18 protein-coding genes and 1 riboswitch are annotated in these 23,595 nt (G+C 65.4%); of the genes, 6 read left to right on the top strand and 12 right to left on the bottom strand.

What is annotated here, in order from left to right:
* Positions 1-51 precede the first annotated feature (51 nt).
* The 3 genes from AC56DV_RS16060 to hppD form a co-directional block, all read right to left on the bottom strand.
* Positions 52-1,644: a S41 family peptidase gene (locus tag AC56DV_RS16060; protein ID WP_496315273.1), complete on the bottom strand. Its 1,593-nt coding sequence runs from the start codon at positions 1,642-1,644 to the stop codon at positions 52-54.
* Positions 1,645-1,768: 124 nt separating this feature from the next.
* Positions 1,769-5,329, bottom strand: coding sequence for an indolepyruvate ferredoxin oxidoreductase family protein (locus AC56DV_RS16055; RefSeq protein ID WP_496315272.1), 3,561 nt, complete (start codon positions 5,327-5,329; stop codon positions 1,769-1,771).
* A 71-nt stretch (positions 5,330-5,400) separates the two neighbouring features.
* Entirely contained in the window at positions 5,401-6,525 is a 1,125-nt protein-coding gene (hppD, locus tag AC56DV_RS16050) for a 4-hydroxyphenylpyruvate dioxygenase (protein ID WP_496315271.1), read from the bottom strand.
* Positions 6,526-6,652: 127 nt separating this feature from the next.
* Here hppD and AC56DV_RS16045 point away from each other — a divergent pair, with 127 nt between their 5' ends.
* From AC56DV_RS16045 to AC56DV_RS16035, 3 genes are all read left to right on the top strand, one after another.
* The gene (locus AC56DV_RS16045) at positions 6,653-7,180 is read left to right on the top strand and encodes an Lrp/AsnC family transcriptional regulator (RefSeq protein WP_496315270.1); all 528 of its coding nucleotides are present in this window, start codon (positions 6,653-6,655) and stop codon (positions 7,178-7,180) included.
* A gap of 192 nt (positions 7,181-7,372) precedes the next feature.
* Entirely contained in the window at positions 7,373-9,856 is a 2,484-nt protein-coding gene (locus AC56DV_RS16040; protein WP_496315269.1) for a TonB-dependent receptor, read from the top strand.
* 66 nt (positions 9,857-9,922) lie between these two features.
* Positions 9,923-11,422, top strand: a complete 1,500-nt coding sequence (locus tag AC56DV_RS16035) for a CehA/McbA family metallohydrolase (protein ID WP_496315268.1) — start codon at positions 9,923-9,925, stop codon at positions 11,420-11,422.
* Here the strand turns inward: AC56DV_RS16035 and AC56DV_RS16030 are convergent.
* From AC56DV_RS16030 to AC56DV_RS16015, 4 genes are read right to left on the bottom strand one after another with little or no spacing between them, the layout of a single operon-like run.
* Positions 11,419-12,099 carry a GNAT family N-acetyltransferase gene (locus tag AC56DV_RS16030; protein ID WP_496315267.1) on the bottom strand — a complete coding sequence of 227 codons (681 nt, stop codon included), beginning with the start codon at positions 12,097-12,099 and terminating at the stop codon, positions 11,419-11,421. The genes AC56DV_RS16035 and AC56DV_RS16030 overlap by 4 nt on opposite strands.
* Positions 12,092-13,351: a multifunctional CCA addition/repair protein gene (locus tag AC56DV_RS16025; protein ID WP_496315266.1), complete on the bottom strand. Its 1,260-nt coding sequence runs from the start codon at positions 13,349-13,351 to the stop codon at positions 12,092-12,094. Before AC56DV_RS16025 ends, AC56DV_RS16030 begins: the two co-directional genes overlap by 8 nt.
* An 8-nt stretch (positions 13,352-13,359) precedes the next feature.
* A complete protein-coding gene (locus AC56DV_RS16020) occupies positions 13,360-14,076 on the bottom strand; it encodes a glutathione S-transferase family protein (protein WP_496315265.1) in 717 nt (238 codons plus the stop codon).
* Between the two features lie 27 nt (positions 14,077-14,103).
* The gene (locus AC56DV_RS16015) at positions 14,104-16,077 is read right to left on the bottom strand and encodes a lytic transglycosylase domain-containing protein (RefSeq protein WP_496315264.1); all 1,974 of its coding nucleotides are present in this window, start codon (positions 16,075-16,077) and stop codon (positions 14,104-14,106) included.
* Positions 16,078-16,125: 48 nt separating this feature from the next.
* Between AC56DV_RS16015 and AC56DV_RS16010 the strand changes: the two genes are divergently transcribed.
* Positions 16,126-16,728 (top strand): 5-formyltetrahydrofolate cyclo-ligase, encoded by a 603-nt coding sequence (locus tag AC56DV_RS16010; protein ID WP_496315263.1) that lies wholly within the window; start codon positions 16,126-16,128, stop codon positions 16,726-16,728.
* Between the two features lie 48 nt (positions 16,729-16,776).
* On the opposite strand, the gene AC56DV_RS16005 is transcribed toward AC56DV_RS16010, so the two are convergent.
* From AC56DV_RS16005 to metK, 5 genes are all read right to left on the bottom strand, one after another.
* Positions 16,777-17,463: a hypothetical protein gene (locus AC56DV_RS16005; RefSeq protein ID WP_496315262.1), complete on the bottom strand. Its 687-nt coding sequence runs from the start codon at positions 17,461-17,463 to the stop codon at positions 16,777-16,779.
* Between the two features lie 110 nt (positions 17,464-17,573).
* Entirely contained in the window at positions 17,574-18,401 is an 828-nt protein-coding gene (gene metF, locus AC56DV_RS16000; RefSeq protein ID WP_496315261.1) for a methylenetetrahydrofolate reductase [NAD(P)H], read from the bottom strand.
* On the bottom strand, positions 18,388-18,744 hold the full coding sequence (locus AC56DV_RS15995) for a phage holin family protein (RefSeq protein WP_496315260.1): 357 nt from the start codon (positions 18,742-18,744) through the stop codon (positions 18,388-18,390). Before AC56DV_RS15995 ends, metF begins: the two co-directional genes overlap by 14 nt.
* A 57-nt stretch (positions 18,745-18,801) precedes the next feature.
* Positions 18,802-20,217, bottom strand: a complete 1,416-nt coding sequence (gene ahcY, locus AC56DV_RS15990; RefSeq protein WP_496315259.1) for an adenosylhomocysteinase — start codon at positions 20,215-20,217, stop codon at positions 18,802-18,804.
* Positions 20,218-20,245: 28 nt separating this feature from the next.
* Positions 20,246-20,322, bottom strand: a riboswitch (S-adenosyl-L-homocysteine riboswitch).
* Positions 20,323-20,461: 139 nt separating this feature from the next.
* Positions 20,462-21,631 (bottom strand): methionine adenosyltransferase, encoded by a 1,170-nt coding sequence (gene metK, locus AC56DV_RS15985; RefSeq protein ID WP_496315258.1) that lies wholly within the window; start codon positions 21,629-21,631, stop codon positions 20,462-20,464.
* A 187-nt stretch (positions 21,632-21,818) separates the two neighbouring features.
* On the opposite strand from metK, the gene AC56DV_RS15980 reads away from it, so the two are divergent.
* A complete protein-coding gene (locus AC56DV_RS15980) occupies positions 21,819-22,682 on the top strand; it encodes a lysophospholipid acyltransferase family protein (RefSeq protein WP_496315257.1) in 864 nt (287 codons plus the stop codon).
* Positions 22,679-23,581, top strand: coding sequence for an LpxL/LpxP family acyltransferase (locus tag AC56DV_RS15975; RefSeq protein WP_496315256.1), 903 nt, complete (start codon positions 22,679-22,681; stop codon positions 23,579-23,581). Before AC56DV_RS15980 ends, AC56DV_RS15975 begins: the two co-directional genes overlap by 4 nt.
* Positions 23,582-23,595 lie beyond the last annotated feature (14 nt).

The raw sequence follows: 23,595 nt of genomic DNA, 5'->3' as shown, positions 1-23,595 counted from the left end.
GGAACTCCGGCAGTTAGGGGGCATACACCAGGGGAATGCAACAGCCGGAAATTATAGACCGATAATCGAAATTTCCTTACCCATAGGCCGCACCGGCACCATCGCCGGCGCCGCAGCGCCGGAGCGGGCGCGGGCGCCCTGCGCCACGGCCGGGCAGCTGCCGCTGCTGCGGTACTGCAAGGCGGCGGCCAGCTGGCCTTCGGCGCGGTCGCCCAGCTCGTGGCCGAAGTCGTCCGGCACGCGGCAGGTCGGCGCGAAGCCATCGGCGTAGTCGCCGAAGCCCTTGGCGTTGACGCCCTGGTACTGGATGGTGAAATAGGTGACGCCGCAATTCTGCTGCGGCGTGAACGCGTAAGGTTTGCCGCAGGTCTGCTCGCCGATCAGGTTCACTTCCACGCCGATGCCGCGCAGGCCGTTAATCAGCGACTCGCTGGCCGAGCAGGTGCCGGCGCTGGTCAGCATGCTGACGCGCTTCAGGTTCAGCGCGGGCAGCGCCAAGCCCGGCTTGGCCGGATCGGGCGCTGGATAGCCAACCGCCGTGCTTCTGAACAGCAGCGGCGACTTCGGCTTCATCTTGTCGTTGCCGGTGGTGAGCTCGAAGGTCTGGCCGGCGGTCTGCGCCGGCCCGGCGATCATGTATGCCAGCTCGCTGGCGATGTTCAGCTGGCCGCCGCCGTTGTAGCGCATATCCAGCACCAGGTCGGCGATGCCGGCATCCTTGAGCTGCGCAACGGCCTTGATCAGCATATTTTCCGACGCGCCGATATGGTCGCTGAACTGCAGGTAGCCGACCTTGCCGGTGGGCGTATCGAGCACCGACACGCCGCGCACAGGCGTCTCCACCACCACGGCCGACGTCATGTTGGCTTCCACCGTCTGCGCGCCGCGCTGCACGGTCAGCGTGTGCTGTTCGCCCGCCTTGACCGGGAACAGCGCCGCGTTGAACCTGGCCACCAGTGCCGCGCCGGTGCCGTTGACGAAGTCCTCGCCGTTCACCTTCAGCAGCTGGTCGCCGCGCCGCAAGCCCGCCTTCTCGGCGGCCGATCCCGGCTCCACGGCCGCCAGGCGCCAGATGCGCGGCACGGCGCCGTTCTGCGCCCACTGGGCGCCATAGCCCAGGTTCCCGCCCTTGGACATTTCCTCCCATTTTTCGGTCGGATAGCTGAAATGAAAACGGTCCTTGGGCCGGCCGCTCGGCGTCAGCAGCGGCGTCTTCAGCACATTGAAATAGTCGACCGGGTTGCTGTAATTGCCCGGCACCAGATCGGCCGGCACTTCCTTGTACCAGAGGTAGGTCTCTTCGGTGAACAGGCGCAGGAAAGTGCGCTCGTCGTCCAGCGTGCCCTGCACATCCGGATAGCCGGCGCCGCGCGGCTTCTCGCAATGGTTCCAGATCAGCACCACCGGCGGCAAGGTGGGCGTGACCGGCGGGGTGACCGGCGGAGTCACTGGCGGTTCCGGCGTTACCGGTGGCTCGGGAGTTACCGGCGGCGTGACAGGCGGTTCGACGACAGGCGGCGTCACCGGCGGTTCCGGCGTAACAGGCGGGGGCGTTTCTGCGGGCTGATATTCGCCGCTGCCGCAGCCAGCCAGACCGGCGAGCAACAGCACGGCAAGGGCCTTGGCTGGGAATGAGGTCATCATACAATTATAGTCGCCAAGCAACCTTCCCCCTGCGGCGAAGTGCAACCAATTGCAACGAAGACAAATGGGGTCAGGGTTAATTAATTTAATAATTAACCCTGACCCCATTTTCGGGGGCGGCGGCTCAGGCCGCGTGGTGGGCGGCGGCCGGGGCGTTGAAGGCGGCTAGCAGGCCGGCTTCCTTGGCCTTGGCCGCCTTCAGGTGGCGCTCCTTGACGTGGCCGTAGCCGCGGATGTCTTCCGGGATGCTGGCAATGGCCACCGCCTGCGCCAGGTTGTCGGCGGTGAGCTTGCCAAGCAGGCCGGCCACCGTGCTGCGGTACTCGGCGATCAGCGCGCGCTCCATCTTGCGCTCGGCGGTGTAGCCGAAGATGTCCAGCGCGGTGCCGCGCAGGCCTTTGAACTTGGCCAGCACGCCGAAGGCTTTCATCATCCACGGGCCGAACTGCTGCTTGACCAGGTGGCCTTCGGCGTCGGTCTTGGCCAGCAGCGGCGGCGCCAGGTGGAACTTGATCTGGTAGTCGCCTTCGAACATGTTCGCCACCTTCTCCTTGAACGCCGGATCGGTGTACAGGCGCGCCACTTCATACTCGTCCTTGTAGGCCATCAGCTTGTAGAAGTAGCGCGCCACGGCTTCGGTCAGGCGCAGCTGCTTGTTGCCCAGCTTGCCCTCTTCGGCGCGCACGTGGTCCACGAACTCCTTGTACTTGGCAGCATACGCCGCGTCCTGGTAGGCGGTCAGCAGTTCCACGCGGCGGCTGATGATGTCGTCCAGCGTCTGGATGCGCTTGAACTCGATCACCTTGGCCGGCGTGGTCATCTTGGTCACCAGGCCCAGGTCGTGCGCAGCGGTGCGGCCCCAGTGGAAGGCGGTCTTGTTGAAGCCGACCGACACGCCGTTCAGCTCGATGGCCTTGACCAGCGACGCTTCCGTCAGCGGCACTTGCCCCTTCTGGAAGGCGTAGCCCAGCATGAACATATTGGTGGCGATGGAGTCGCCCATCAGCGCGGTGGCGATCTGGCCGGCGTCGACGAATTCCACCCGGTCCGCACCGCAGGCGCGCATGATTTCGCTTTGCGAGGTGGCGCCCGGGAATTGCCAGTCCGGGTTCTTCACGAACGCCGCCGTGGTGGCGCCGGTGGAGTTGACGGCGGCCCAGGTGCGGCCCTCGCCCATGCGCGACAGCGCGTCGCGGCTGGCGGTGACGATCTGGTCGCAGCCGATCACCAGGTTGGCCGCGCCGGTGCCGACGCGGGTCGAGTGCAGGTCGGACTGCTTGTCCGCCAGGCGCACGTGCGACATGACCGGGCCGCCCTTCTGCGCCAGGCCGCTCATGTCCAGCACCACCGCGCCCTTGCCTTCCACGTGGGCGGCCATGGCCAGGATCTGGCCCACGGTGACCACCCCGGTGCCGCCGATGCCGGTGACCAGGATGCCGTACGGTTCGGCGGTCGATTGCAGCACCGGCGACGGCAGCGACGGCATGGCCGTCTCGCCGGCGGCGGCCTTCTTCGGCTTCTTCAGCGCGCCGCCTTCCACCGTCACGAACGAAGGGCAGAAACCGGTGACGCAGGAGAAGTCCTTGTTGCAGGAGGACTGGTTGATCTGGCGCTTGCGGCCCAGTTCGGTTTCCAGCGGCTCCACCGACAGGCAGTTCGACTGCACCGAGCAGTCGCCGCAGCCCTCGCACACGGCTTCGTTGATCACGGCGCGCTTGGCCGGGTCCGGGTACTCGTTGCGTTTCCGGCGGCGGCGCTTCTCGGAGGCGCAGGTCTGGTCGTAAATCATGGCCGACACGCCCGGCATGTCGCGCAGTTCGCGCTGCACGTCCATCAGCTCGGAGCGGTGGCGCACGGTGACGCCCTCGGCCCACTTGTAATCGTCCGGGTATTTGTCCGGCTCGTCGGTCACGACGATGATCGGCGTCACGCCTTCGGCCGCGATCTGGCGCGAAATCATGCCGGGATCGAGCGGGCCGTCGAAGGCCTGGCCGCCGGTCATGGCGACGGCGTCGTTGAACAGGATCTTGTAGGTGATGTTCACTTTCGCCGCCACCGCCGCGCGGATCGCCAGGATGCCGGAGTGGAAATAGGTGCCGTCGCCCAGGTTGGTGAAGACGTGCTTCTCGTTGGTGAACGGCGCCTGGCCGACCCAGGTCACGCCTTCCGCGCCCATATGGGTGAAGGTGGACGTTTCGCGGTCCATCCACAGCACCATGTAGTGGCAGCCGATGCCGGCCAGCGCGCGCGAACCTTCCGGCACCTTGGTCGATGTGTTGTGCGGGCAGCCGGAGCAGAAGAACGGCGTGCGGTCGGTTTCCGGATTGGCTTTCACCGGCAGCGTCTTGAGCGCCAGCTCCTTCGCTTCCAGGAAGGCGATGCGCTCCTGCACCCGCTTGGCCACCGGGTGGCCGGCGCAGTAGTGCGCGATGCGCGAGGCGATGGCGCGCGCGATCTGCGCCGGGTTCAGCTCATAGGTGGCCGGCAGCAGCCAGTCGCCGTGGCCGGTCTTGCCCTTGTTGCTCCACTCGCCGGTGTCGTCGAACTTGCCCACTACGCGCGGACGCTGGCCGTCCGGCAGGTTGTACAGTTCTTCCTTCAGCGCGTATTCCAGGATCTGGCGCTTTTCCTCCACCACCAGGATCTCGTCCAGGCCCTTGGCGAAGGCATGCACGCCGTCCGCTTCCAGCGGCCAGGTCATGCCGATCTTGTACAGGCGGATGCCGATGTCGGCGGCGGCCTGCTCGTCGATGCCGAGGTCGGCCAGCGCCTGGCGCGTGTCCAGGTAGGACTTGCCGGCGGTGATGATGCCGATCTTCGGCATCGGCGAATCCCAGATGATCTTGTTCAGCTTGTTGGCGCGGCAGTAGGCCAGCGCGGCGTACCACTTGTAGCTGTTCATGCGCACTTCCATGTCCAGCACGGTGTCCGGCCAGCGGATGTTCAGGCCGCCGGCCGGCAGTTCGAAGTCGGTCGGCAGCTGGATCTGCACGCGGTCCGGGTCGAAGTCGACCACGGCGCCGGATTCGATGATGTCGGTGACGCACTTCATCGACACCCACAGGCCGGTGTAACGGCTCATGGCCCAGGCGTGCAGGCCGTAGTCGATGTATTCCTGCACCGAGGACGGGTACAGCACCGGGATGCCGCAGGCGTTCAGGATGTGGTCCGACTGGTGCGCGGTGGACGAGGATTTGGCGGCATGATCGTCGCCGGCCAGCACCAGCACGCCGCCGTGTTTGGCGGAACCGGCGTTGTTGGCGTGCTTGAAGACGTCGCCGCAGCGGTCCACGCCCGGGCCCTTGCCGTACCACATGGAGAACACGCCGTCGTACTTGGCGTCCTCGAACAGGTTGGTCTGCTGGGTGCCCCAGACGGCGGTGGCCGCCAGGTCTTCGTTCATGCCGGGGTGGAATTTGACGTGGTGCGCGTCCAGGTATTTCTTGGCCTTCATGGCCGTCATGTCGACGCTGGTGACCGGGGAACCGCGGTAGCCGGTGATGTAGCCGGCGGTGTTCAGGCCCGCTTTCAGGTCGCGCTCGCGCTGCATCATGGGCAGGCGGATCAGCGCCTGGGTGCCGGTCATGAAGGCGCGGCCGCGCTCCAGGGTCCATTTGTCGTCTAGCGAAATCTCTTGCGCTGGCTTACCGGATTCCAGATGGGAATCCTTGACTGGTGCGTTCATATATTGTCTCCACTATTTCTCGGGTGCCCGCTGCGCCGTCTTTGCGGCGCTGGCGGGCTGCGCAGGGGCGATTACACCGCTGCCTTGTCGTCTTTCAATACGCCGCGCTTGATCTGGTCCAGCTCGATGGACTCGAACAGCGCGCGGAAGTTGCCTTCGCCGAAGCCCTGGTCGCCCTTGCGCTGGATGATCTCGAAGAAGATCGGCCCGATCACGTTGGTGGTGAAGATCTGCAGCAGCAGCTCGCGCTCGCTTTCGGTGCTGTGGCCGTCGATCAGGATGCGCAGGCGGCGCAGCTCTTCCAGGTTCTCGCCGTGGTGCGGCAGGCGGCGGTTGACCAGCTCGTAATAGGTTTCGATGGTGTCCTGGAACACGATGCCGGTGTCGCGCATGGCCTGGATCGACTGGTAAATATTGTCCGTGCCCAGCGCAATGTGCTGGATGCCCTCACCATGGTAGGCGTCCAGGTATTCGGCGATTTGCGATTTGTCGTCCGACGATTCATTGATCGGGATGCGGATCTTGCCGCACGGCGAAGTCATGGCTTTCGACTTCAGGCCGGTGAGCTTGCCTTCGATGTCGAAGTAGCGGATTTCGCGGAAGTTGAACAGGTTCTCGTAGAACGAGGCCCATTCCTTCATGCGGCCGCGGTGCACATTGTGGGTCAGGTGGTCGATATAGGTCAGGCCGTTGCCCACCGGATTGGCCACCGCGCCGGGAATGGCGACGAAGTCCACGTCGTAGATGCTGATGTCGCCGATGGCGCCGGCCGGCACGCCGCTGGCGGCGTTCTTGCCGCGCCAGCGGTCCACGAAGTACAGCAGCGAATCGCCCACGCCCTTGATGGCGGGAATGTTCAGTTCCATCGGGCCGGTCTTGTTGTCGAAGCCCCAGGCGCCCAGTTCCAGCGCGCGCTGGTAGGCGTAGGCGGCGTCGTCAACCCGGATGGCGATGGCGCACACCGACGGGCCGTGCTGGCGCGCGAAGCGCTGCGCGAACGAATCCTGCTCGGCGTTGATGATGAAGTTGATCTCGCCCTGGCGGTACAGGGTGACGTCCTTGTGGCGGTGGCGGGCGATGGCGGTAAAACCCATGCTCTCGAACAGCGCGCCCAGGGCCTTGGGGTCCGGCGCCGCGTACTCGACGAACTCAAAACCGTCGGTGCCCATGGGGTTGTCCCACGATTCGAATTTCATGTGCGTCTCCTATGCTTATTTTCCGCCCAGTATAGTCCTCAGGGGGCGGCATTAAATTGCGAACAATTCCCGGGCGCCCTTGATTTGCGCAATAATATTGCTTGTAACCTGACCAAAAGAGGGATTTATGACCAAGATTGCGCTCGACAAAACCGACCGTAAGATTCTGTCAATCTTGCAAAGCGACGGCCGCCTGTCCAACCAGGACGTGGCGGAGCAAGTCAGCCTGTCGCCGTCGCCTTGCCTGCGTCGCATCAAGCGCCTGGAAGAGGAAGGCGTGATCCGCCAGTACGTGGCGCTGCTGGATCCGGACAAGATCGGCCTGGGCCTGCTGGCCTATGTGAACGTGCGGCTGGAAAAGCACAGCGACGCGGCGGCGGCCAACCACAGCACCGCGCGCGCGCTGGGCGTGAACCCCAGCGGCACCTCGCCGCGCGCCGACTTCGCGGTGGCGGTGGAACAGTGGCCGGAAGTGGTGGCCTGCTACGCCATGACGGGCGAGATGGACTACCTGCTGCGCGTGCACGTGGAAGACATGGACCACTTCTCGCGCTTCATGATGGCGACCTTGCTGCGCCACCCGGCCGTGCTGGACGTGAAGTCCAGTTTCGCGCTGCAGCGGGTGAAGGACACCACCGCCCTGCCGCTGGTTTAGCAGGCTCTGACCGCCCGACTATCAAGCCACAACCGAGGGTAATACCTTCATAATAAAATGTAATACCACTTAAATACCATTATTTGCCCATGTCATAAGCCGGCCACATTCCGCTGCTACTGTACCGCCCGTCGATGGCACGGGCCCATCGCTGACTGGTATTGCACCGGTCTTAACGAATGGAGAAAAACAGTGGCAAGCAAAATTATCGCCCGCGCCATCCGCGCGGCATACCAGGGCGGCGGCGCCGCATTGATCGTCATGACGGCACTGCCGCTGCGCGCGCAGGAGGCGGCCGGCCCCGCCGCCGCCGCCGCCGCCGATATCGTGGTGGTGACCGGCACCGCATCCAGGCAAAGCAAAGTCAAAGCCAGCTACTCGATCACCACCATCGGCGAGGACGCGCTGCGCATGCAAGCGCCCACCTCGGTCACCGAGGCCATGAAATCGGTGCCGGGCCTGTGGGTGGAGTCGTCCGGCGGCGAGGCGTCCGGCAATATCCGCGCGCGCGGCATCCCGGTCGACGGCTTCGGCTCCGTCACCCTGCTGGAGGACGGCATCCCGGTGCAGCACGACCCCTCGCTGGGCTACCTGAACGCCGACCAGGCCTTCCGCATCGACGAAACCATCGACCGCATTGAAGTGGTGCGCGGCGGCCCGTCGTCGGTGTTCTACACCAACGCCCCGGCCGGCGCGATCAACTTCCGCTCGCGCGAAATCGGCAGCGAGCCGAACGGCCTGATCAAGTACACCATCGGCAACGACGGCCTGCACCGCACCGACTTCTGGTACGCCACCCCGCTGGCCGACGGCTGGGGCGTGGGCGTGGGCGGCTTCTACCGCATCGAAGACGGCGTGCGTAGCCCCGGCTTCCGCGCCAACGACGGCGGCCAGCTGCGCCTGAAGCTGGTGAAGGAACTCGACCACGGCCGCCTGACCATCGACGCCAAGCACCTGGACGACAAGGTGGCGCTGTACCTGGCGATTCCGATGCGCACCTACGAGGACGGCAAGATCCGCTCCGTGCCCGGCTTCGACGGCAACCACGGCACCGTGGCCGGCCCGGAAACCCAGCATGTGGCGATGAAAATGGGCGACGGCAGCCTGTACAACTTCGACAACGGCGAAGGCACGCACGTGCGCCGCAACCAGTTCAGCGTGAATCTGGAAAAAGACCTGTGGAACGACTGGAAGCTGAACGAGTCGCTGCGCTATTCCAAGACCGCCACCCAGCGCAACGGCGTGTTCGCCAACCAGCTGCAAAGCATCTCGGCCTTCCTCAAGCAGTCGCAAGGCCTGCTGGCCAACGTGCCGGGCGCCAGCAAGCTGTCGCTGGAGTACGCCAAGCAGCCGGGCAAGGCCTACCCGGGCGAGAACGGCCTGATGATCGTCGGCGGCCTGCGCGGCGTTACGCTGCCGCTGGAAGAAGCCATCAACGACACGCGCCTGTCGCGCCGCTTCAGCGCCGGCAGCCAGACCCACGACGTGACCGTGGGCTACTACTACGCCCGCTTCAAGCAGGACTTCGACCGCTATTCGTCCACCGTGCTGCTGGGCGCCCAAAGCCAGGCGCCGCTGCTCAACCTGGTGGCCAGCGATGCGTCCGGCAAGGCACTGGGCAGCATCACCGACCACGGCATCTACAACTACGGCTACGAGTGGGAAAACGCCAGCGGCACCTCGACCACCAACGCGCTCTACCTGGCCGATGAATGGCAGATCACGCCGCAGCTGCGCCTCGACGGCGGCGTGCGCTGGGAGCAGGTGCAGACCGAGGGCCGCACCGAGCGCCCCACCGTTGTCAACCTGGGCAGCTTCGCCACCTCCAAGATCCGCACCGGCAGCGGCGTGTTCGACAGCTACGACCACACCTTCGACCAGACCGGCTGGACCCTGGGCGCGAACTACCAGCTGGCCAAAAACGCCGGCGTGTTCGGGCGCTGGACCAAGGCTTTCCGCCTGCCCAACCTGAGCTCCTACATCACCAGCCCGGCCGCCGTGCCCATCGTGCAGACCATGGACCTGGCCGAAGCGGGCTACAAGTACAACGGCGCCCTGTTCGAAGTGTTCCCGACGCTGTTCTACTCGAAGTACGACAACGTCAGCTACACCAACAACGTATTCAGCATCGACAACGCCAGCTCCACGCCTCAGACCGGCTACGCGTCGACTCGCACCTTCGGCGTGGAACTGGAAGGCAAAGTGCGCCCGGCCTCGTGGGGCGACCTGGGCTTCAACCTGACCTGGCAGGACCCGCAATATAAAAACCTGCGCTACGTGGACAAGGTGAACAACCTGCCGGTGCAGCGCGACTTCAGCGGCAACCAGCTGGTGCGTGTGCCGAAGATGAGCTTCCGCCTGGTGCCGGGCCTGAACCTGATGGGCGACGCGTTGCGCCTGCAGCTGTCCTACGAATACGAGGGCGCGCGCTTTGTCGATTCGGCCAACTCGGTGCGGCTGCCGTCCTACCGCGTGGTGAACTTCTCGGCGCGCTACCAGTTCACGCCGGCGCTGGCGGGCTTTGTCTACGTGGACAACGTGGCCAACTCGCAGGGCCTCACCGAAGGCAACCCGCGCGCCGGCGAGCTGCAAAGCGCCGACGCGGGCGCCAACACCTTCCTGGCCCGCCCGGTACTGGGCCGCTCGGTGCGCGCCGCCGTCAAGTACGACTTCTAACATCCCGCCCGGCCGCCGGCTGTGCGCCGGCGCCGGGCGGCACCCATTCACTTCCGATTGCCCACCATGCGACTCCTTTCCATCTTCGCCGTGCTGCTGGCTTGCGCCGGCAGCAGCGGCAACGCCCAGGCCGCGCCCGACCTGGTGCTGCGCGGCGCCCTCACCGGCGCCGACCATCAAACCTACCGCACCGTGCCCTTCACCGTGCCGCCCGGCGTGGCCCGCATCACCGTCGAATTCGACTACACCGGCAAGGAGGAGCGCAGCGTGATCGACCTGGGCCTGCTGGGGCCGGACGGCGCGCTGGCCGGCTGGAGCGGCGGCAACAAGCGCGTGTTCACCGTCAGCAGCACCGACGCCACGCCGTCCTACCATCCCATGCCCACCGCGCCCGGCCAATGGGCGCTGCTGCTCGGCATACCGAATATGCGCGCCGCCGCGCGCGCCGAGTACGTGGCGCAAGTGACCTTCTCGCGCGGCCTGGCCGCCGCCGACGAGCCGGAACTGCTGCGCGCCCCGCTGCGCAGCGGGCCGGCCTGGTATCGCGGCGACCTGCACAGCCACACCGGCCACAGCGACGGCAGCTGCGCCAGCAGCAGCGGCGCCAAGGTGCCGTGCCCGCTGTTCCTGACCGCGCAGGCGGCCAGCGCGCGCAAGCTCGACTTCATCGCCGTGACGGAACACAACGGCACCACGCACGCGCACGGCATCCGCGAGCTGCAGCCCTACTTCGACCAGCTGCTGCTGATGCCCGGCCGCGAGCTGACCAGCTTCCACGGCCACGCCAATTTCTTCGGCAGCGTGGCGCCGCTGGACTTCCGCATCGGCCCCGGCGCGCAGCGCGACTGGAACAGCGTGCTGGCCGGCGCCGCCGCGCTGGGCGGGCTGGTGTCGATCAACCATCCGGTGCGGCCATCGGGCGAGAACTGCATGGGCTGCGGCTGGGAACAGGACAGCGACATGCAGCTGGTGCAAGCCATCGAAGCGGTCAACGGCAGGGACGCGGACAGCCCCTGGTCCGGCATACCGTTCTGGGAAAAGCAGCTGGCGCGCGGCTACCGCATCACGGCCATCGGCGGCAGCGACAACCACAACGCCAGCCTGCACGGCGAGGCCGGCGTCGGCAGCCCCACCACCGTGGTGTACGCGCGCGAACTGTCGCAGCCGGCGCTGCTGGAGGCGATCCGCGCCGGCCACGTCTTCATCGACATCGAAGGCAGCACACACCGCGCGCTGGAGCTGCGCGCGCAGGCCGGCGCCGGCCAGGCCCGGGTTGAGGCGATGATGGGCGACGCGCTGGCCGCACCGGCCGGCGCGACGGTTGAATTCAGCGTGCGCGCGGCCGGCGCGCAGGGCGGCCGCATCGATATCGTGATGGATGGCGCAGCCGCGCCGCTGCTGGCGCAGCGCGGCATCGACGGCAACGAAGTGCGCAAGGCCTTCAGCTGGACCAGCGACGGCAAGCCGCACTGGCTGCGCGCCGACGTGCGCGACGCGGCGGGCAAGCTGATCTTGCTGGGGAATCCGGTTTATCTGAATGCAGAGGGGGCGGCAGCCCGGCGCTAGCTGCGGTTGTTCTTACGTCCGGGCAGCTTGTCGAACCATTTGACGGCGGCCCGGGTGTTGGCCTTGATCGCGTAATCGAGCGTGGCCACCTGCTCCTCCACCGCCTCCTGCAGCATGCTGGCCGGGTTGGCCACCTCCAGCTTCAGGTAGGCGTCCGCCTCGCCGTAGTCGCGGTGGATCTGCATGCCGGCCTTTTTGGCGATATGCATCATGGTCTGGTTGGAGGACAGGCAGTGCATGTACAGCGTGTCGACGTCGTTGTTGCGGCAGTGGATGGCGGCGCGCTCGAACAGCTTGGAGCCGATGCCCAGCCCGCGCGCCGACTTCGACACCGATACGCCGAACTCCGCCACCCGCTCCTTCTCGGTGGCCGACTTCTTGGCCTCCTTGGGCGCGAACGCAAGGTGCCCCACCGCCACCAGCTTGAACACGCGGTTGTAGACGCCGAACACCATGTCGCGCGAAAAATCGATGCCCTGCACGTACTTGGTCACCTGCTCGTCGCCCAGGTAGGAACCGAAGCGCAGCAGGCGGTCGGCCTTCTCCAGTGCGATGAAATGCTTCAGCATGCGCCGCCGGTCGCGCTCGGCCAATTCCTTGACCATCACGGTCGGCCGGTACTGGCTGCCCTTCAGCCAGCGCCGCAGCGGATTGCGGAACATGTTCAGCTTAGTCATCGTCGTCCCCGGCTTCGTCCGCTGCTGCGCCCAGGGCGGCGCGCACGGCGCCGACGCGGGCGCTGTGCACCATCTCCGGAATGCGCTGCGGATTGTCAGCGCTGCGCTGGGCGATTTCGCCGGCGTTCACGCCGCGCGCGGCGGCCAGCGCCTGCTCCAGGTGCTCCAGCTGCGGGAAGGGCTTGTCGCGGAAACTCACGCCGTTGCCTTCGCGGCCGCAGGAATCGCATTCGGTGGCCAGCAGCATCTGCGTGAAGCGGGCCGGCTTGCGGAAGGCGTCGCAGCGCTCCAGCAGTTTTACTATGGTGTTCGGGCGCAGCTGCAGCGCGCGGCCCACGTTGCCATGCTCGCGCGCCGTCATCACCGCCAGGTCGCGGCATTCGCCCGGCACTTTCATGCGCTTGCACACCTGCTCCACCAGCTTGGCGCCGTCGCCTTCGTGGCCGTGGTGCGACGGCCATTTTTCCGGCGGCGTGATGCCCTTGCCCAGGTCGTGCATCAGGCTGGCGAAACGCACCGGCAGTTCGTGGCCGCGCGCGGCGGCGTAGTCCACCACCAGCTGCATGTGGATGCCGGTGTCGATTTCGGGATGGTGCGCTTCCGGCTGCGGCACGCCCCACAGCGCATCCAGCTCCGGCACGATGCGCGCCAGCGCGCCGCAGTCGCGCAGCACTTGCAGCATGCGCGACGGTTTCTGTTCCATCAGCCCGCGCGACACTTCCTGCCACACGCGCTCGGGCACCAGCGCGTCCACCTCGCCGTGCTCCACCATCTGCCGCATCAGCGCGTTGGTTTCCGGCGCCACCGTGAACTCGGGATAGCGCGCGGCGAAGCGGGCCACGCGCAGGATGCGCACCGGGTCTTCGGCGAAGGCGTCGGACACGTGGCGGAAGATGCGCTGCTCGATGTCGCGCCGGCCGTTGAAGGGATCGGTCAGGGCGCCGTCTTCGGCCTTGGCGATGGCGTTGATGGTGAGGTCGCGCCGCACCAGGTCGTCCTCCAGCGTCACCTCGGGCGAGGTGTGGAACACGAAGCCCTTGTAGCCGGGGGCGGTCTTGCGCTCGGTGCGGGCCAGCGCGTATTCCTCCTGCGTCTTCGGATGCAGGAACACCGGGAAGTCCTTGCCGACCGGGCGGAAGCCCTGCGCCACCATGTCTTCCGGGGTGGCGCCGACCACCACGTGGTCGTGGTCCTGTACGGGCAGGCCGAGCAGCTCATCGCGCACGGCGCCGCCGACGACGTAGATCCTCATCGGCATCCTCAGTCCGGCATTTCCGCGTCGTGCAGCGGGCAGGTTTCGGTTTCGGCCAGCGCCTCGCTGATCCAGCGCGCCACGGCGGGATGGGCGCGCACGCGCTCGCAGTAGGCGTTCAGCGCGGGCGGCAGCACCACGCCGTAGGTCTTGAAGCGCATCACCACCGGCGCATAGTAGGCGTCGGCGATGGTGAAGTCGCCGAACAAGAACTCGTGGTGGCCGAAGCGGCTCAGGCACTCTTCCCAGATTTCGCTGATGCGGCCGATGTCGGCCTGGGTGCCGGGCGTGCGGCCCTTGCCGGGGTAGCTGCCCTTGATGTTCATGGACATGGAGTTGCGCAGGCTGGAGAAGCCGGAATGCATCTCGGCGCACACCGAGCGTGCCATGGCACGCGCGGCCACGTCCTGCGGCCACATGTGCTTTTCAGGGAACTGCTCGGCCAGGTATTCGCAGATGGCCAGGCTGTCCCAGATCGTCATCTCGCCCGCCAGCAGCACCGGCACGCGGCCGCAGGCCGAATACTCGGCGATCCTGGTGGCAGTGTCATTCTGGTCCAGCAGCACGCGCACTTCCTGGAACGGGATGTTGAAGGCGGTCATCGCCACCCAGGGGCGCATCGACCACGACGAATAATTCTTGTTGCCGATAACGAGGGTCAGGCCGGGCTCGCGCGCGGCGGCCAGGGTTTGCGACAGCGTAGGATCCAGTACGGTGGTTTGCATATATGTTCCCGGGTTTTGAGAGTTCTTTTAGCGGCCGCCGAAGGTGGCTTCGCTGCGTTCCTGTTCGGTGTAGCCTTTCGGCCCGACCGTGCCCAGGCGCGCCTTCAGCGACTGCGGACGGCCCTCGAACAGGGCGGCGTAATAAGTGGCGTTCGACATCACGTTTTTCACGTAGACGCGGGTTTCGAAGAATGGAATCGATTCGATGAAGACCGCGCTTTCCATCGGCTTGTCCAGGGTGGAGCGCCACGAGCGCAGGCGGCCCGGCCCGGCGTTGTAGGCGGCGGTGGCCAGCACTTGCGAACCGTCCATGCTGCCCAGCACCATGTTCATGTAGTTGGTGCCCAGCATGATGTTGGTCTTGACGTCGGTGATGGCTTCCTGCACGAAATCGGTGACGCCGATTTTCTTGGCCACCCAGCGCGCGGTGGACGGCATCACCTGCATCAGGCCGGAGGCGCCGGCATGCGATTGCGCGTCCATGATGAAGCGCGATTCCTGGCGGATGATGCCGTACACCCAGGCCTTGTCCAGGCCCAGCGTCTGCGTGGCCGGATGCATGATGTCGTCGTGCGGCGAGGGGAAGCGCTGCGTGTAGTCGACCTGCACCCGGGTGCGGTCGGAGGTGTTGACCATGCGGTCCAGGATGTGGTGCTGGCGCGCGAATTCGGCGGCGGCCAGGTGGCCGCGCTCGTCCAGGCTACGCAGCTCCCAGTTCCATTCGCGCGTGCCTTCGAAGCGCAGCCGCATGCCGAAGAACTTCAGCGCGCGCTGGAAGCCGGGGCGCTCGCCGATGGCGGCCACTTCGGCCGGCGTCAGCGGCGCGCCCGGCGGCGGGATGGAAATCAGGTTGCCCAGCTCCTCCTGCGCCAGCAGGCCATAGAAGTTGGACTGGTCGGCAATGCCGCGCAGCAGCTGGGCCGCTTCCGGCGTCGGGTGCACAGCGCCCGCCTCGGCCATCAGCGCGCGGGCGCGCCAGTAGATCCAGGCGGCGTCGTTGCGCAACGCGTCGGGCATGGCGGCGATGTTCTTCCGGACCTGCTTCCAGTCGCCGTCACGCAGCGCGATGCGGGTCTTCCACTGGTGCTGGTCGATCGACAGCGGCGCCCCTTCGGAGCGGCGCCAGTAGGTGCTGGTGTCGGGCGACAGCGTATAGGACGACTGCAGCGCGATGGCGGCCCAGCCGATGGCCTGCTCCTGCGCGGTCAGTTTGGGCGCGGCCTTTTCCAGCGCCAGCACGGCCAGCTTCATGCTGGTCTTGGCGGCGCGGCCGACGGCCACCAGGAAGGTTTCATGTTCCACCCGGCCGTTGCCCGGCCCCTTGGCGATGGCCACCAGCGGCAGGTCCACCGCCTGGGTGATCTTCTTGTCCACGCCGCCCAGCAGCAGGATGGCGCGGCGCGCCTGGCCGGTGGCGTTGAATTCGCCCGACAGGCGCACTTGCGCCCACACGTCGTCGGCGCTGTACTGGCCGGCCTGGTACAGGGTGGCGATCAGGCCCGCGCAGGCCTCGCCGTAGCCGCTGGGCGCGGTCAGCAGGGCGCGCGCCTCGTCTGCCACTTTCAAGCCCTTGAGCGCCTTCGACTGCAGCGCGTAGCATTTGACCTGGGTGTCGTCGTTGAGCACGAACAGCGGCAGCTGGTCGTCGAAGTTGGGCCAGTCCTTCTTGCGGCCCAGCTCCAGCAGCCAGTCGTTGCGCAGGCGGTCGGCGATGGCGCTGCCTTCGTAGCGCTTGAGGAATTCGCGGATCTCGTAGGTGGTGGCGTCACGCCAGTGCGATTTCAGCCGATAATAATCGACATAGGACGGAATGGAATAGCTGGGCAGGCGGGCGGCGTAGAAATCGGCCTTCTGCGTTTCATCCTTGCGCACCGCTTCGCGCAGCAGCAGGAAGGCATCGTCCTCTTTGCGGTTGTCCGCGCCAGCGTCTTGGGCGTGAGCCAAGCTGGTAAAGGCGCATAAAGCTACTACGCCGGCAATCCATTTCGACCTGGAAATCAATGTACGACTCTCACAAAAATTCAAGACAATTCAAGACAACTCCGAGACATGAGCGGCGACCCTAGAATACCACGCAACGTCCCCCAGCCCCTAGCCCGGCCAGAGGGCGGCAACCCGAAATCGGCGCTGCGCAAACAGATGCTGGCGGCGCGCCGCGCGCTGGACGCGGACACGCGCGCGCAGTGGGACCGCGCGCTGTGCGAACAGGTGCTGGCGTGGCAGCGGAAAAACAAGGTGGCGGTGCTGGGCGTGTACTGGCCGCTGCGCGACGAGCCGGATCTGAACCCGGCCTACGCCGAGCTGGCGCGGCGCGGCGTGCGGCTGCTGCTGCCGGTGGTGGTGCAGAAGGATGCGGCGCTCGAATTCGCGCACTGGCAGATCGGCGAGGCGATGGTGAAGGACGCGATGGGGGTGGCGGTGCCGGCCGAGCTGCGCATGGAAGCGTATCCGCCGGCGCTGCTGGTGCCCTGCCTGGGCTACAACCGGCACGGCTACCGGCTGGGCTACGGCGGCGGCTTCTACGACCGCACGCTGGCGCGCGCGCCGCGCCCGGCCACGGTCGGCATTGCGTACTCCTGCCTGCAAGCCGACTTCCCGGATGATAGCCACGACATCGCGCTGGATGCCGTGCTGACGGAACTGGCGGCTTAAGAACGCCGTGCGACGGCGCCCCTAAGCCGCTCTCGGGCGGGACTACTGTCAGCGGGTCTTGACGTAGGGTACCGACTGCTTTTCCTGCCACAGGCGGTTGCCAGCCCTGTCACGGCCGATGATCAAGTCGTGGCGGCGCGGCAGGCGGCCTTTCTGGAACAGCACCACGCTGTCATAGATATGCATGCCGTAGGTCGAGTTGGTGAACTCGGTGACCGGTACCGCGCCGCGGGTGTGGTAGGCGTTCAGGCTGTCCATCAGATCCTTGGTCAGCTCCATGAAGCTGCCTGGCTGCTTCAGGCCGCCGCCGTAGTCGGGCCAGTAGTTGGTGTGCAAGTCTTCCACCGCGTAAATGCCGCGCTCCGTCACGTGCGGGTAGAGCACGTTGAAGGTTTTGACCTGGTGTTCGCAGATGTGGCTGCCGTCATCGAGGATGATGTCGAACGCACCGAACTCCTCCACCAGGCTGAGCAAAAACTTCTCGTCCGACTGGTCGCCGATCCGCACATGGATCTGGTCCTCTTCGTGGTTCTTGGCGTCCGGGTTGATGTCGATCGAGACGATAGTGGCCAGCGGCCCAAAATAGCGCTTCCACATTTGCAGCGAACCGCCGTGCAGGCAGCCGATCTCAAGGATGGTGATCGGCTTGTTCACGAACTCTGCAAAGTGCTGCTCATAGATGGGCAGGTAGTGGGTCCATTTGAAGACGGTTTTGCCTTCGTTCAAGTTAAACAATGACCATAAGCTCATCTCGTTGCCTGCTTTCTTCTCAATGTAGTCGATATGCTGCCGTTTTTGGCACCGCTAAGTATAGGGAAGTTTGGCCACTACGCAACCCGCCTGTCTTAAACCAGCCGTTGCCACAGCGCCGTGGTGGCGGCGGCCTGGTTCATGCTGTAGAAGTGCAGGCCGGGCGCGCCGCCCGCCAGCAGGCGTTCGCACAGGCCGCCCACCACGTCCAGGCCGAAGGCCTTGATGGAGGCGCTGTCGTCGCCGAAGCTGGCCAGCTTCAGCCGCACCCAGCGCGGGATCTCGGCGCCGCACATGTCGGAGAAGCGCATCAGCTGCGTGTAGTTGGTGATCGGCATGATGCCGGCCACGATGGGCACGTCGATGCCCAGCTTGCGGCTCTGCTCGACAAACTGGAAATACGCGTCGGCATTGTAGAAGTACTGGGTGATGGCGGCGTTGGCGCCCGCCTTCACCTTGCGCTCGAAGGCCAGCAGGTCGTCCTGCGGCGATTTGGCCTGCGGGTGCACTTCCGGGTAGGCCGCCACTTCGATGTGGAACCAGTCGCCGGTTTCGGCGCGGATGAATTCCACCAGCTCGTTGGCGTAGCGGAACTCGCCGGACGCGCCGTAGCCGCTCGGCAGGTCGCCGCGCAGCGCCACGATGCGCTTGATGCCGTGCGATTTGTACTCGTTCAGGATGGCGCGGATCGATTCGCGCGTGCCGCCGATGCAGGACAGGTGCGGCGCGGCGTCTTCGCCGGCGGCGAGGATCTCGCGCACCGTGTCGAGCGTGCCGGTCTGCGTGGTGCCGCCGGCGCCGAACGTGACGGAGAAATACTTGGGGTGCAGCTCGGACAGCTTGGCGCGCACCACGCGCAGCTTTTCCGCGCCTTCCGCCGTCTTGGGCGGAAAGAATTCGATACTAAAATTAGGGGTTTCCATCGGCATTCTTCAGAAGTAAGGTGGACAAAGCCCAGGAAATCACACTGTACAGAATGGCGCCGCCCATGGCGGACCAGAAGCTGTCGACATGGAAGCCGTCGATCCATTGCGCCACCAGCCAGAACATGAAGCCGTTGATGACCAGGATGAACAGGCCCAGCGACAGCACCGTCACCGGCAGGGTGAGCAGTACCAGGACGGGACGTATCAGTGTGTTGACCAGGCCCAGCACTAAGGCTGCGACCAGGGCTGCGCCTATGCTCGTGACATCGACGGAATGCATCAGGTAGGGCACGGCGAACAGCGCCGCGGCATTGATTAACCAGGTAAGGACCAAACGCATAAAAAGCCTCGCAGCGGATAAACAAAGGGCCGGCTGCGAGCCGGCCCGGTTCACTGATCAGTAACGGTAGTGCTCAGGCTTGTAAGGGCCTTCTTTTTTCACGTTGATGTAGGCGGCCTGCTCTTCGGTCAGCTCGGTCAGCTGCGCGTTCAGCTTGCGCAGCTGCAGGCGGGCGACCTTCTCGTCCAGGTGCTTCGGCAGCACGTACACGCCGACCGGGTAGTCCTTGGTGTTGACGAACAGCTCGATCTGGGCGATGGTCTGGTTGGCGAACGAGGACGACATCACGTACGACGGGTGGCCCGTGCCGCAGCCCAGGTTCACCAGGCGGCCTTCGGCCAGCAGGATGATGCGCTTGCCGTCAGGGAAGATCACGTGGTCGACCTGCGGCTTGATGTTGTCCCACTCGTATTTCTTCAGCGACGCGACGTCGATCTCGTTGTCGAAGTGGCCGATGTTGCAGACGATGGCCTGGTCCTTCATGGCCAGCATGTGCTGTTCGGTCAGGATATGGTAGTTGCCGGTGCAGGTGACGAAGATGTCGCCGTGTTCGGCGGCGTAGTCCATGGTCACCACGCGGTAGCCTTCCATCGCGGCCTGCAGCGCGCAGATCGGATCGATTTCGGTGACCCACACTTGCGCCGACAGCGCGCGCATGGCTTGCGCCGAGCCCTTGCCCACGTCGCCGTAGCCGGCGATGACGGCGATCTTGCCGGCGATCATCACGTCGGTGGCGCGCTTGATGCCGTCCACCAGCGATTCGCGGCAGCCGTACAGGTTGTCGAATTTCGATTTGGTGACGGAATCGTTCACGTTAATCGCAGGGAAGGCCAGCTTGCCTTCCTTGTGCATCTGGTACAGGCGGTGCACGCCGGTGGTGGTTTCCTCGGTCACGCCCAGGATGGCCGGCAGGCGCTTGGAGTACCAGGTGGGGTCTTTCGCCAGGTGGGCCTTGATCGAGTTGAACAGGCAGATCTCTTCTTCCGAACCGGGGTTGGCCAGCACCGAGATGTCGGTTTCGGCGCGGGTGCCCAGGTGCAGCAGCAGGGTGGCGTCGCCGCCGTCGTCCAGGATCATGTTGGAGTACACGCCTTCGCCCGGCCACTCGAAGATGCGGTGGGTGTATTCCCAGTATTCGTCCAGGTTCTCGCCCTTGACGGCGAACACCGGCGTGCCGGCGGCGGCGATGGCGGCGGCGGCGTGGTCCTGGGTGGAGTAGATGTTGCAGGAGGCCCAGCGCACTTGCGCGCCCAGCGCTTCCAGCGTGCGGATCAGCACGGCGGTCTGGATGGTCATGTGCAGCGAACCGGTGATGCGCGCGCCTTTCAGCGGCTGCGCGGCCGCGAATTCTTCGCGGATGGCCATCAGGCCGGGCATTTCGGTTTCGGCGATCTTGATTTCTTTTTCGCCCCATGCGGCCAGGCCGATGTCAGCGATGATGTAGTCTTGTGCGGATTTGAGTACGGCGTTCATCACGCCCTCCTTTCAATGGTTGAAAAAAGTAACGTGAGCGCGGTGTTGATTTCCGAGCCTGGCCTGCCTGTTGTTGCTTGGCGGGTCGCAGCGCTCCTCGGGAAGGGAATTCTAGCAGAAAAAACCGGGGTCAGGTCCGGCATCGCGACACAAAAACCGGGGTCAGGTCCGGCATCGCGACACGGCCCCATCTATTCAATGGTTGAGCTCGTGTCGCGATGCCGGAACTGACCCCGTTTTAGATTTAGTTCAGTCCGGCGGCGGCGCGCAGGGCGGCGACCTTGTCGGTGCGCTCCCAGCTGAATTCCGGCTCTTCGCGGCCGAAGTGGCCGTAGGCGGCGGTCTTCTGGTAGATCGGGCGCAGCAGGTCCAGCATCTGCACGATGCCTTTCGGGCGCAGGTCGAAGTGTTCCAGCACCAGTGCGGCGATCTTGTCGTCCGAGATCACGCCGGTGCCTTCGGTGTAGACCGTGATGTTGATCGGACGGGCGATGCCGATCGCGTAGCTGACTTGCACCTGGCACTGGCGCGCCAGGCCGGCGGCCACGATGTTCTTGGCCACGTAGCGCGCGGCGTAGGCGGCCGAACGGTCAACCTTGGATGGATCCTTGCCGGAGAACGCGCCGCCGCCGTGCGGGGCTGCGCCGCCGTAGGTGTCGACGATGATCTTGCGGCCGGTCAGGCCGCAGTCGCCCTGCGGGCCGCCGATGACGAAGCGGCCGGTCGGGTTGACCAGGAATTTGGTCTCTTTCAGCCAGCCGGCCGGCAGCACCGGTTTGATGATCTCTTCGATCACCGCTTCTTCGATCTGCTTGTGGCTCACTTCAGGCGCGTGCTGGGTCGACAGCACCACGGTGTCGACCGACACCGGGCGGCCGTCCACGTAGCGCAGGGTGACTTGCGATTTGGCGTCCGGGCGCAGCCATGGCAGGCGGCCGTCCTTGCGCAGCTGCGACTGGCGCTCGACCAGGCGGTGCGCGTAGTAGATCGCGGCCGGCATCAGTTCCGGGGTTTCGTCGCAGGCGTAGCCGAACATCAGGCCCTGGTCGCCGGCGCCCTGGTCCAGGTCCAGGCCCGCGCCTTCGTCCACGCCCTGGGCGATGTCCGGCGACTGCTTGTCGTAGCACACCATCACGGCGCAACCCTTGTAGTCGATGCCGTAGTCGGTGTTGTCGTAGCCGATGCGCTTGATGGTCTCGCGCGCCACTTGAATATAATCGACGTTGGCGTGCGTGGTAATCTCGCCTGCCAGCACCACCAGGCCGGTGTTGCACAGGGTTTCGGCGGCGACGCGCGCTTTCGGGTCTTGCGCCAGGATGGCGTCGAGAATGGCGTCCGAAATCTGGTCGGCAACCTTGTCCGGATGGCCTTCGGATACGGATTCAGAGGTGAAGAGGTAGTCGTTGGAAGACATCGCAAGCTCCTGATACTGGTTTGGTAAACATGTCGCAACAACCAATACGGCTTGCGACGCTTTAGCGATATTTATATTCCGCTTCGCAAGTTGTCTGTTAACTCAGCGGTTCCTTCATACGTGGTATTTTACGCTTCTTTTAAAAACTTTTGGCAAGGCAAAGCTTTTTGCCGGATCTGAACCTTCCATGCTCGTCACCCTATTCCGCCTTCTTTCCGTCTTTCCCTTGCCAGTCTTGCACGCCCTGGGCGCCGCGCTCGGCTGGCTGGTCTATCTGCTGTCGCCGTCGCACCGCCGCCGCATGCGCGACAATATGCGCCTGGCCGGCTTCGAGCGCCATCTGGGCGCGGCGATTGCCGAGTCTGGAAAGAGCATACTGGAATTGCCGTTCATCTGGTGCGCGCAACCGGAACGCGTGTCGCGCCACGCCAGCACCGAGAACTGGGAGCTGGTGCAAAAAAATCTGGACGCGGGGCGCGGGATTGTGTTCCTGACGCCACACCTTGGCTGTTTTGAAATTGTCGCTCAGGAAATTGCGCTGCGCACCGAACTGATGGTGATGTACCGGCCGCCGAAAAAGGCGGCGCTGAAGCCGCTGATCGAGGGCGCCCGCGCGCGCAAGAACCTGCTGCTGGCGCCGGCCAATATGTCCGGCGTGCGCATGCTGGCCAAGACCTTGAAGAAGGGCATGCCGATCGGCCTGCTGCCCGACCAGGTGCCGCAGGAAGGCGAAGGCGTGTTCGCCGACTTCTTCGGCCGCCGCGCCTACACCATGACCTTGCCGGCCAAGCTGGCGCAAATGGGCGACGCGGTGGTGATCGTCACCTACGCCGAGCGCCTGCCGTCCGGCCGCGGCTACGTGATCCGCTTCGTGCCGTTCGACGGCACGCTGGAAGGCACCAGCGCCGAGCAGGCGCGCGCCATCAACGCCGCCATGGAGACGCTGATCGCGCGCGCGCCGGCGCAATATTATTGGAGCTACAACCGCTACAAGGTGCCGGCCGGCGCCGCCGGCGCCGACACTGCCGCCGCCAGCCGGGAGGCGCCATGAGGGTGCTGCTGGGATTCATGTGGCTGCTGCACTGGCTGCCCTTGCCGGTGCTGGGCCGCTTCGGCAAGGCGGTCGGTTCGCTGCTGTTCGTTATCATGAAGCCGCGGCGCGACATCACGCTGGTCAACCTGCGGCTGTGCCTGCCCGAACTGTCCGAGGCCGAGCGCATTGCGCTGGCGCGGCGCCACTTCCAGGCCTACTCGCGCAGCGTGTTCGAGCGCTCCATCCTGTGGTGGGCCTCCGAGGCGCGCCTGCAGCGCCTGATCAAAGTGGTGTCCTTCGACGGCGCCCACCCGGACAGCGCCGGCGTGCCGGTGCAAGCCATGACGGAGCGGCCCACCATCCTGCTGTGCCCGCATTTCGTGTGCCTGGACGTGGCCGGCGCGGCGATCGCCATGCAAGCCTCTGCCTCGTCCATGTATGTGCAGCAGAAGAACGCCGCCTTCGACAAGGTGCTGCGCGACGGCCGCGCCCGCTTCAAGCCGGTGCGCCTGTTCACGCGCCTGGACGGCATCAAGCCCATCCTGCGCGCGCTGAAGGAAAAGCTGCCCTACTTCATGCTGCCGGACATGGATTTCGGCGAGAAGGACGCCGAGTTCGTGCCCTTCTTCGGCGTCCAGGCGGCCACGCTGTCGGCCACCGCGCGCATCGCGGCCGCCACCGGCGCCCAGGTGATGCCGGTAATTTGCACCTTCCTGCCCAATTACCAGGGCTGGCAGGTAAAATTCCATGCGCCGTGGGACAATTACCCGGGTCCGGACATGGTGGAAGCGACGCGCCGCATGAACGCCTTCATCGAGGAACGCGTGCGCGAGGCCCCGGCCGAATATTTCTGGACGCATAAGCGCTTCAAAACGCGTCCCAACGGCGAGCCTTCCTTCTACGGCAAGGCCCGCTAAGCCCACAACACCAA

Source organism: Massilia sp. BGA-UO-ETr-WB1, from assembly GCF_059567845.1.
Note: the sequence above shows the minus strand (reverse complement) of the source record. Positions and strands in the feature narration are given on the sequence as shown.

Excerpts from the sequence above, each read along its gene's own strand:
- ahcY (WP_496315259.1), bottom strand. The coding sequence starts at position 20,217 with ATGAACGCCGTACTCAAATCCGCACAAGACTACATCATCGCTGACATC.
- AC56DV_RS16035 (WP_496315268.1), top strand. The coding sequence starts at position 9,923 with ATGCGACTCCTTTCCATCTTCGCCGTGCTGCTGGCTTGCGCCGGCAGC.
- AC56DV_RS15980 (WP_496315257.1), top strand. The coding sequence starts at position 21,819 with ATGCTCGTCACCCTATTCCGCCTTCTTTCCGTCTTTCCCTTGCCAGTC.
- AC56DV_RS15995 (WP_496315260.1), bottom strand. The coding sequence starts at position 18,744 with ATGCGTTTGGTCCTTACCTGGTTAATCAATGCCGCGGCGCTGTTCGCC.
- metK (WP_496315258.1), bottom strand. The coding sequence starts at position 21,631 with ATGTCTTCCAACGACTACCTCTTCACCTCTGAATCCGTATCCGAAGGC.
- AC56DV_RS15975 (WP_496315256.1), top strand. The coding sequence starts at position 22,679 with ATGAGGGTGCTGCTGGGATTCATGTGGCTGCTGCACTGGCTGCCCTTG.
- AC56DV_RS16045 (WP_496315270.1), top strand. The coding sequence starts at position 6,653 with ATGACCAAGATTGCGCTCGACAAAACCGACCGTAAGATTCTGTCAATC.
- metF (WP_496315261.1), bottom strand. The coding sequence starts at position 18,401 with ATGGAAACCCCTAATTTTAGTATCGAATTCTTTCCGCCCAAGACGGCG.
- AC56DV_RS16025 (WP_496315266.1), bottom strand. The coding sequence starts at position 13,351 with ATGAGGATCTACGTCGTCGGCGGCGCCGTGCGCGATGAGCTGCTCGGC.
- AC56DV_RS16030 (WP_496315267.1), bottom strand. The coding sequence starts at position 12,099 with ATGACTAAGCTGAACATGTTCCGCAATCCGCTGCGGCGCTGGCTGAAG.
- AC56DV_RS16020 (WP_496315265.1), bottom strand. The coding sequence starts at position 14,076 with ATGCAAACCACCGTACTGGATCCTACGCTGTCGCAAACCCTGGCCGCC.
- AC56DV_RS16060 (WP_496315273.1), bottom strand. The coding sequence starts at position 1,644 with ATGATGACCTCATTCCCAGCCAAGGCCCTTGCCGTGCTGTTGCTCGCC.
- AC56DV_RS16010 (WP_496315263.1), top strand. The coding sequence starts at position 16,126 with ATGAGCGGCGACCCTAGAATACCACGCAACGTCCCCCAGCCCCTAGCC.
- hppD (WP_496315271.1), bottom strand. The coding sequence starts at position 6,525 with ATGAAATTCGAATCGTGGGACAACCCCATGGGCACCGACGGTTTTGAG.
- AC56DV_RS16055 (WP_496315272.1), bottom strand. The coding sequence starts at position 5,329 with ATGAACGCACCAGTCAAGGATTCCCATCTGGAATCCGGTAAGCCAGCG.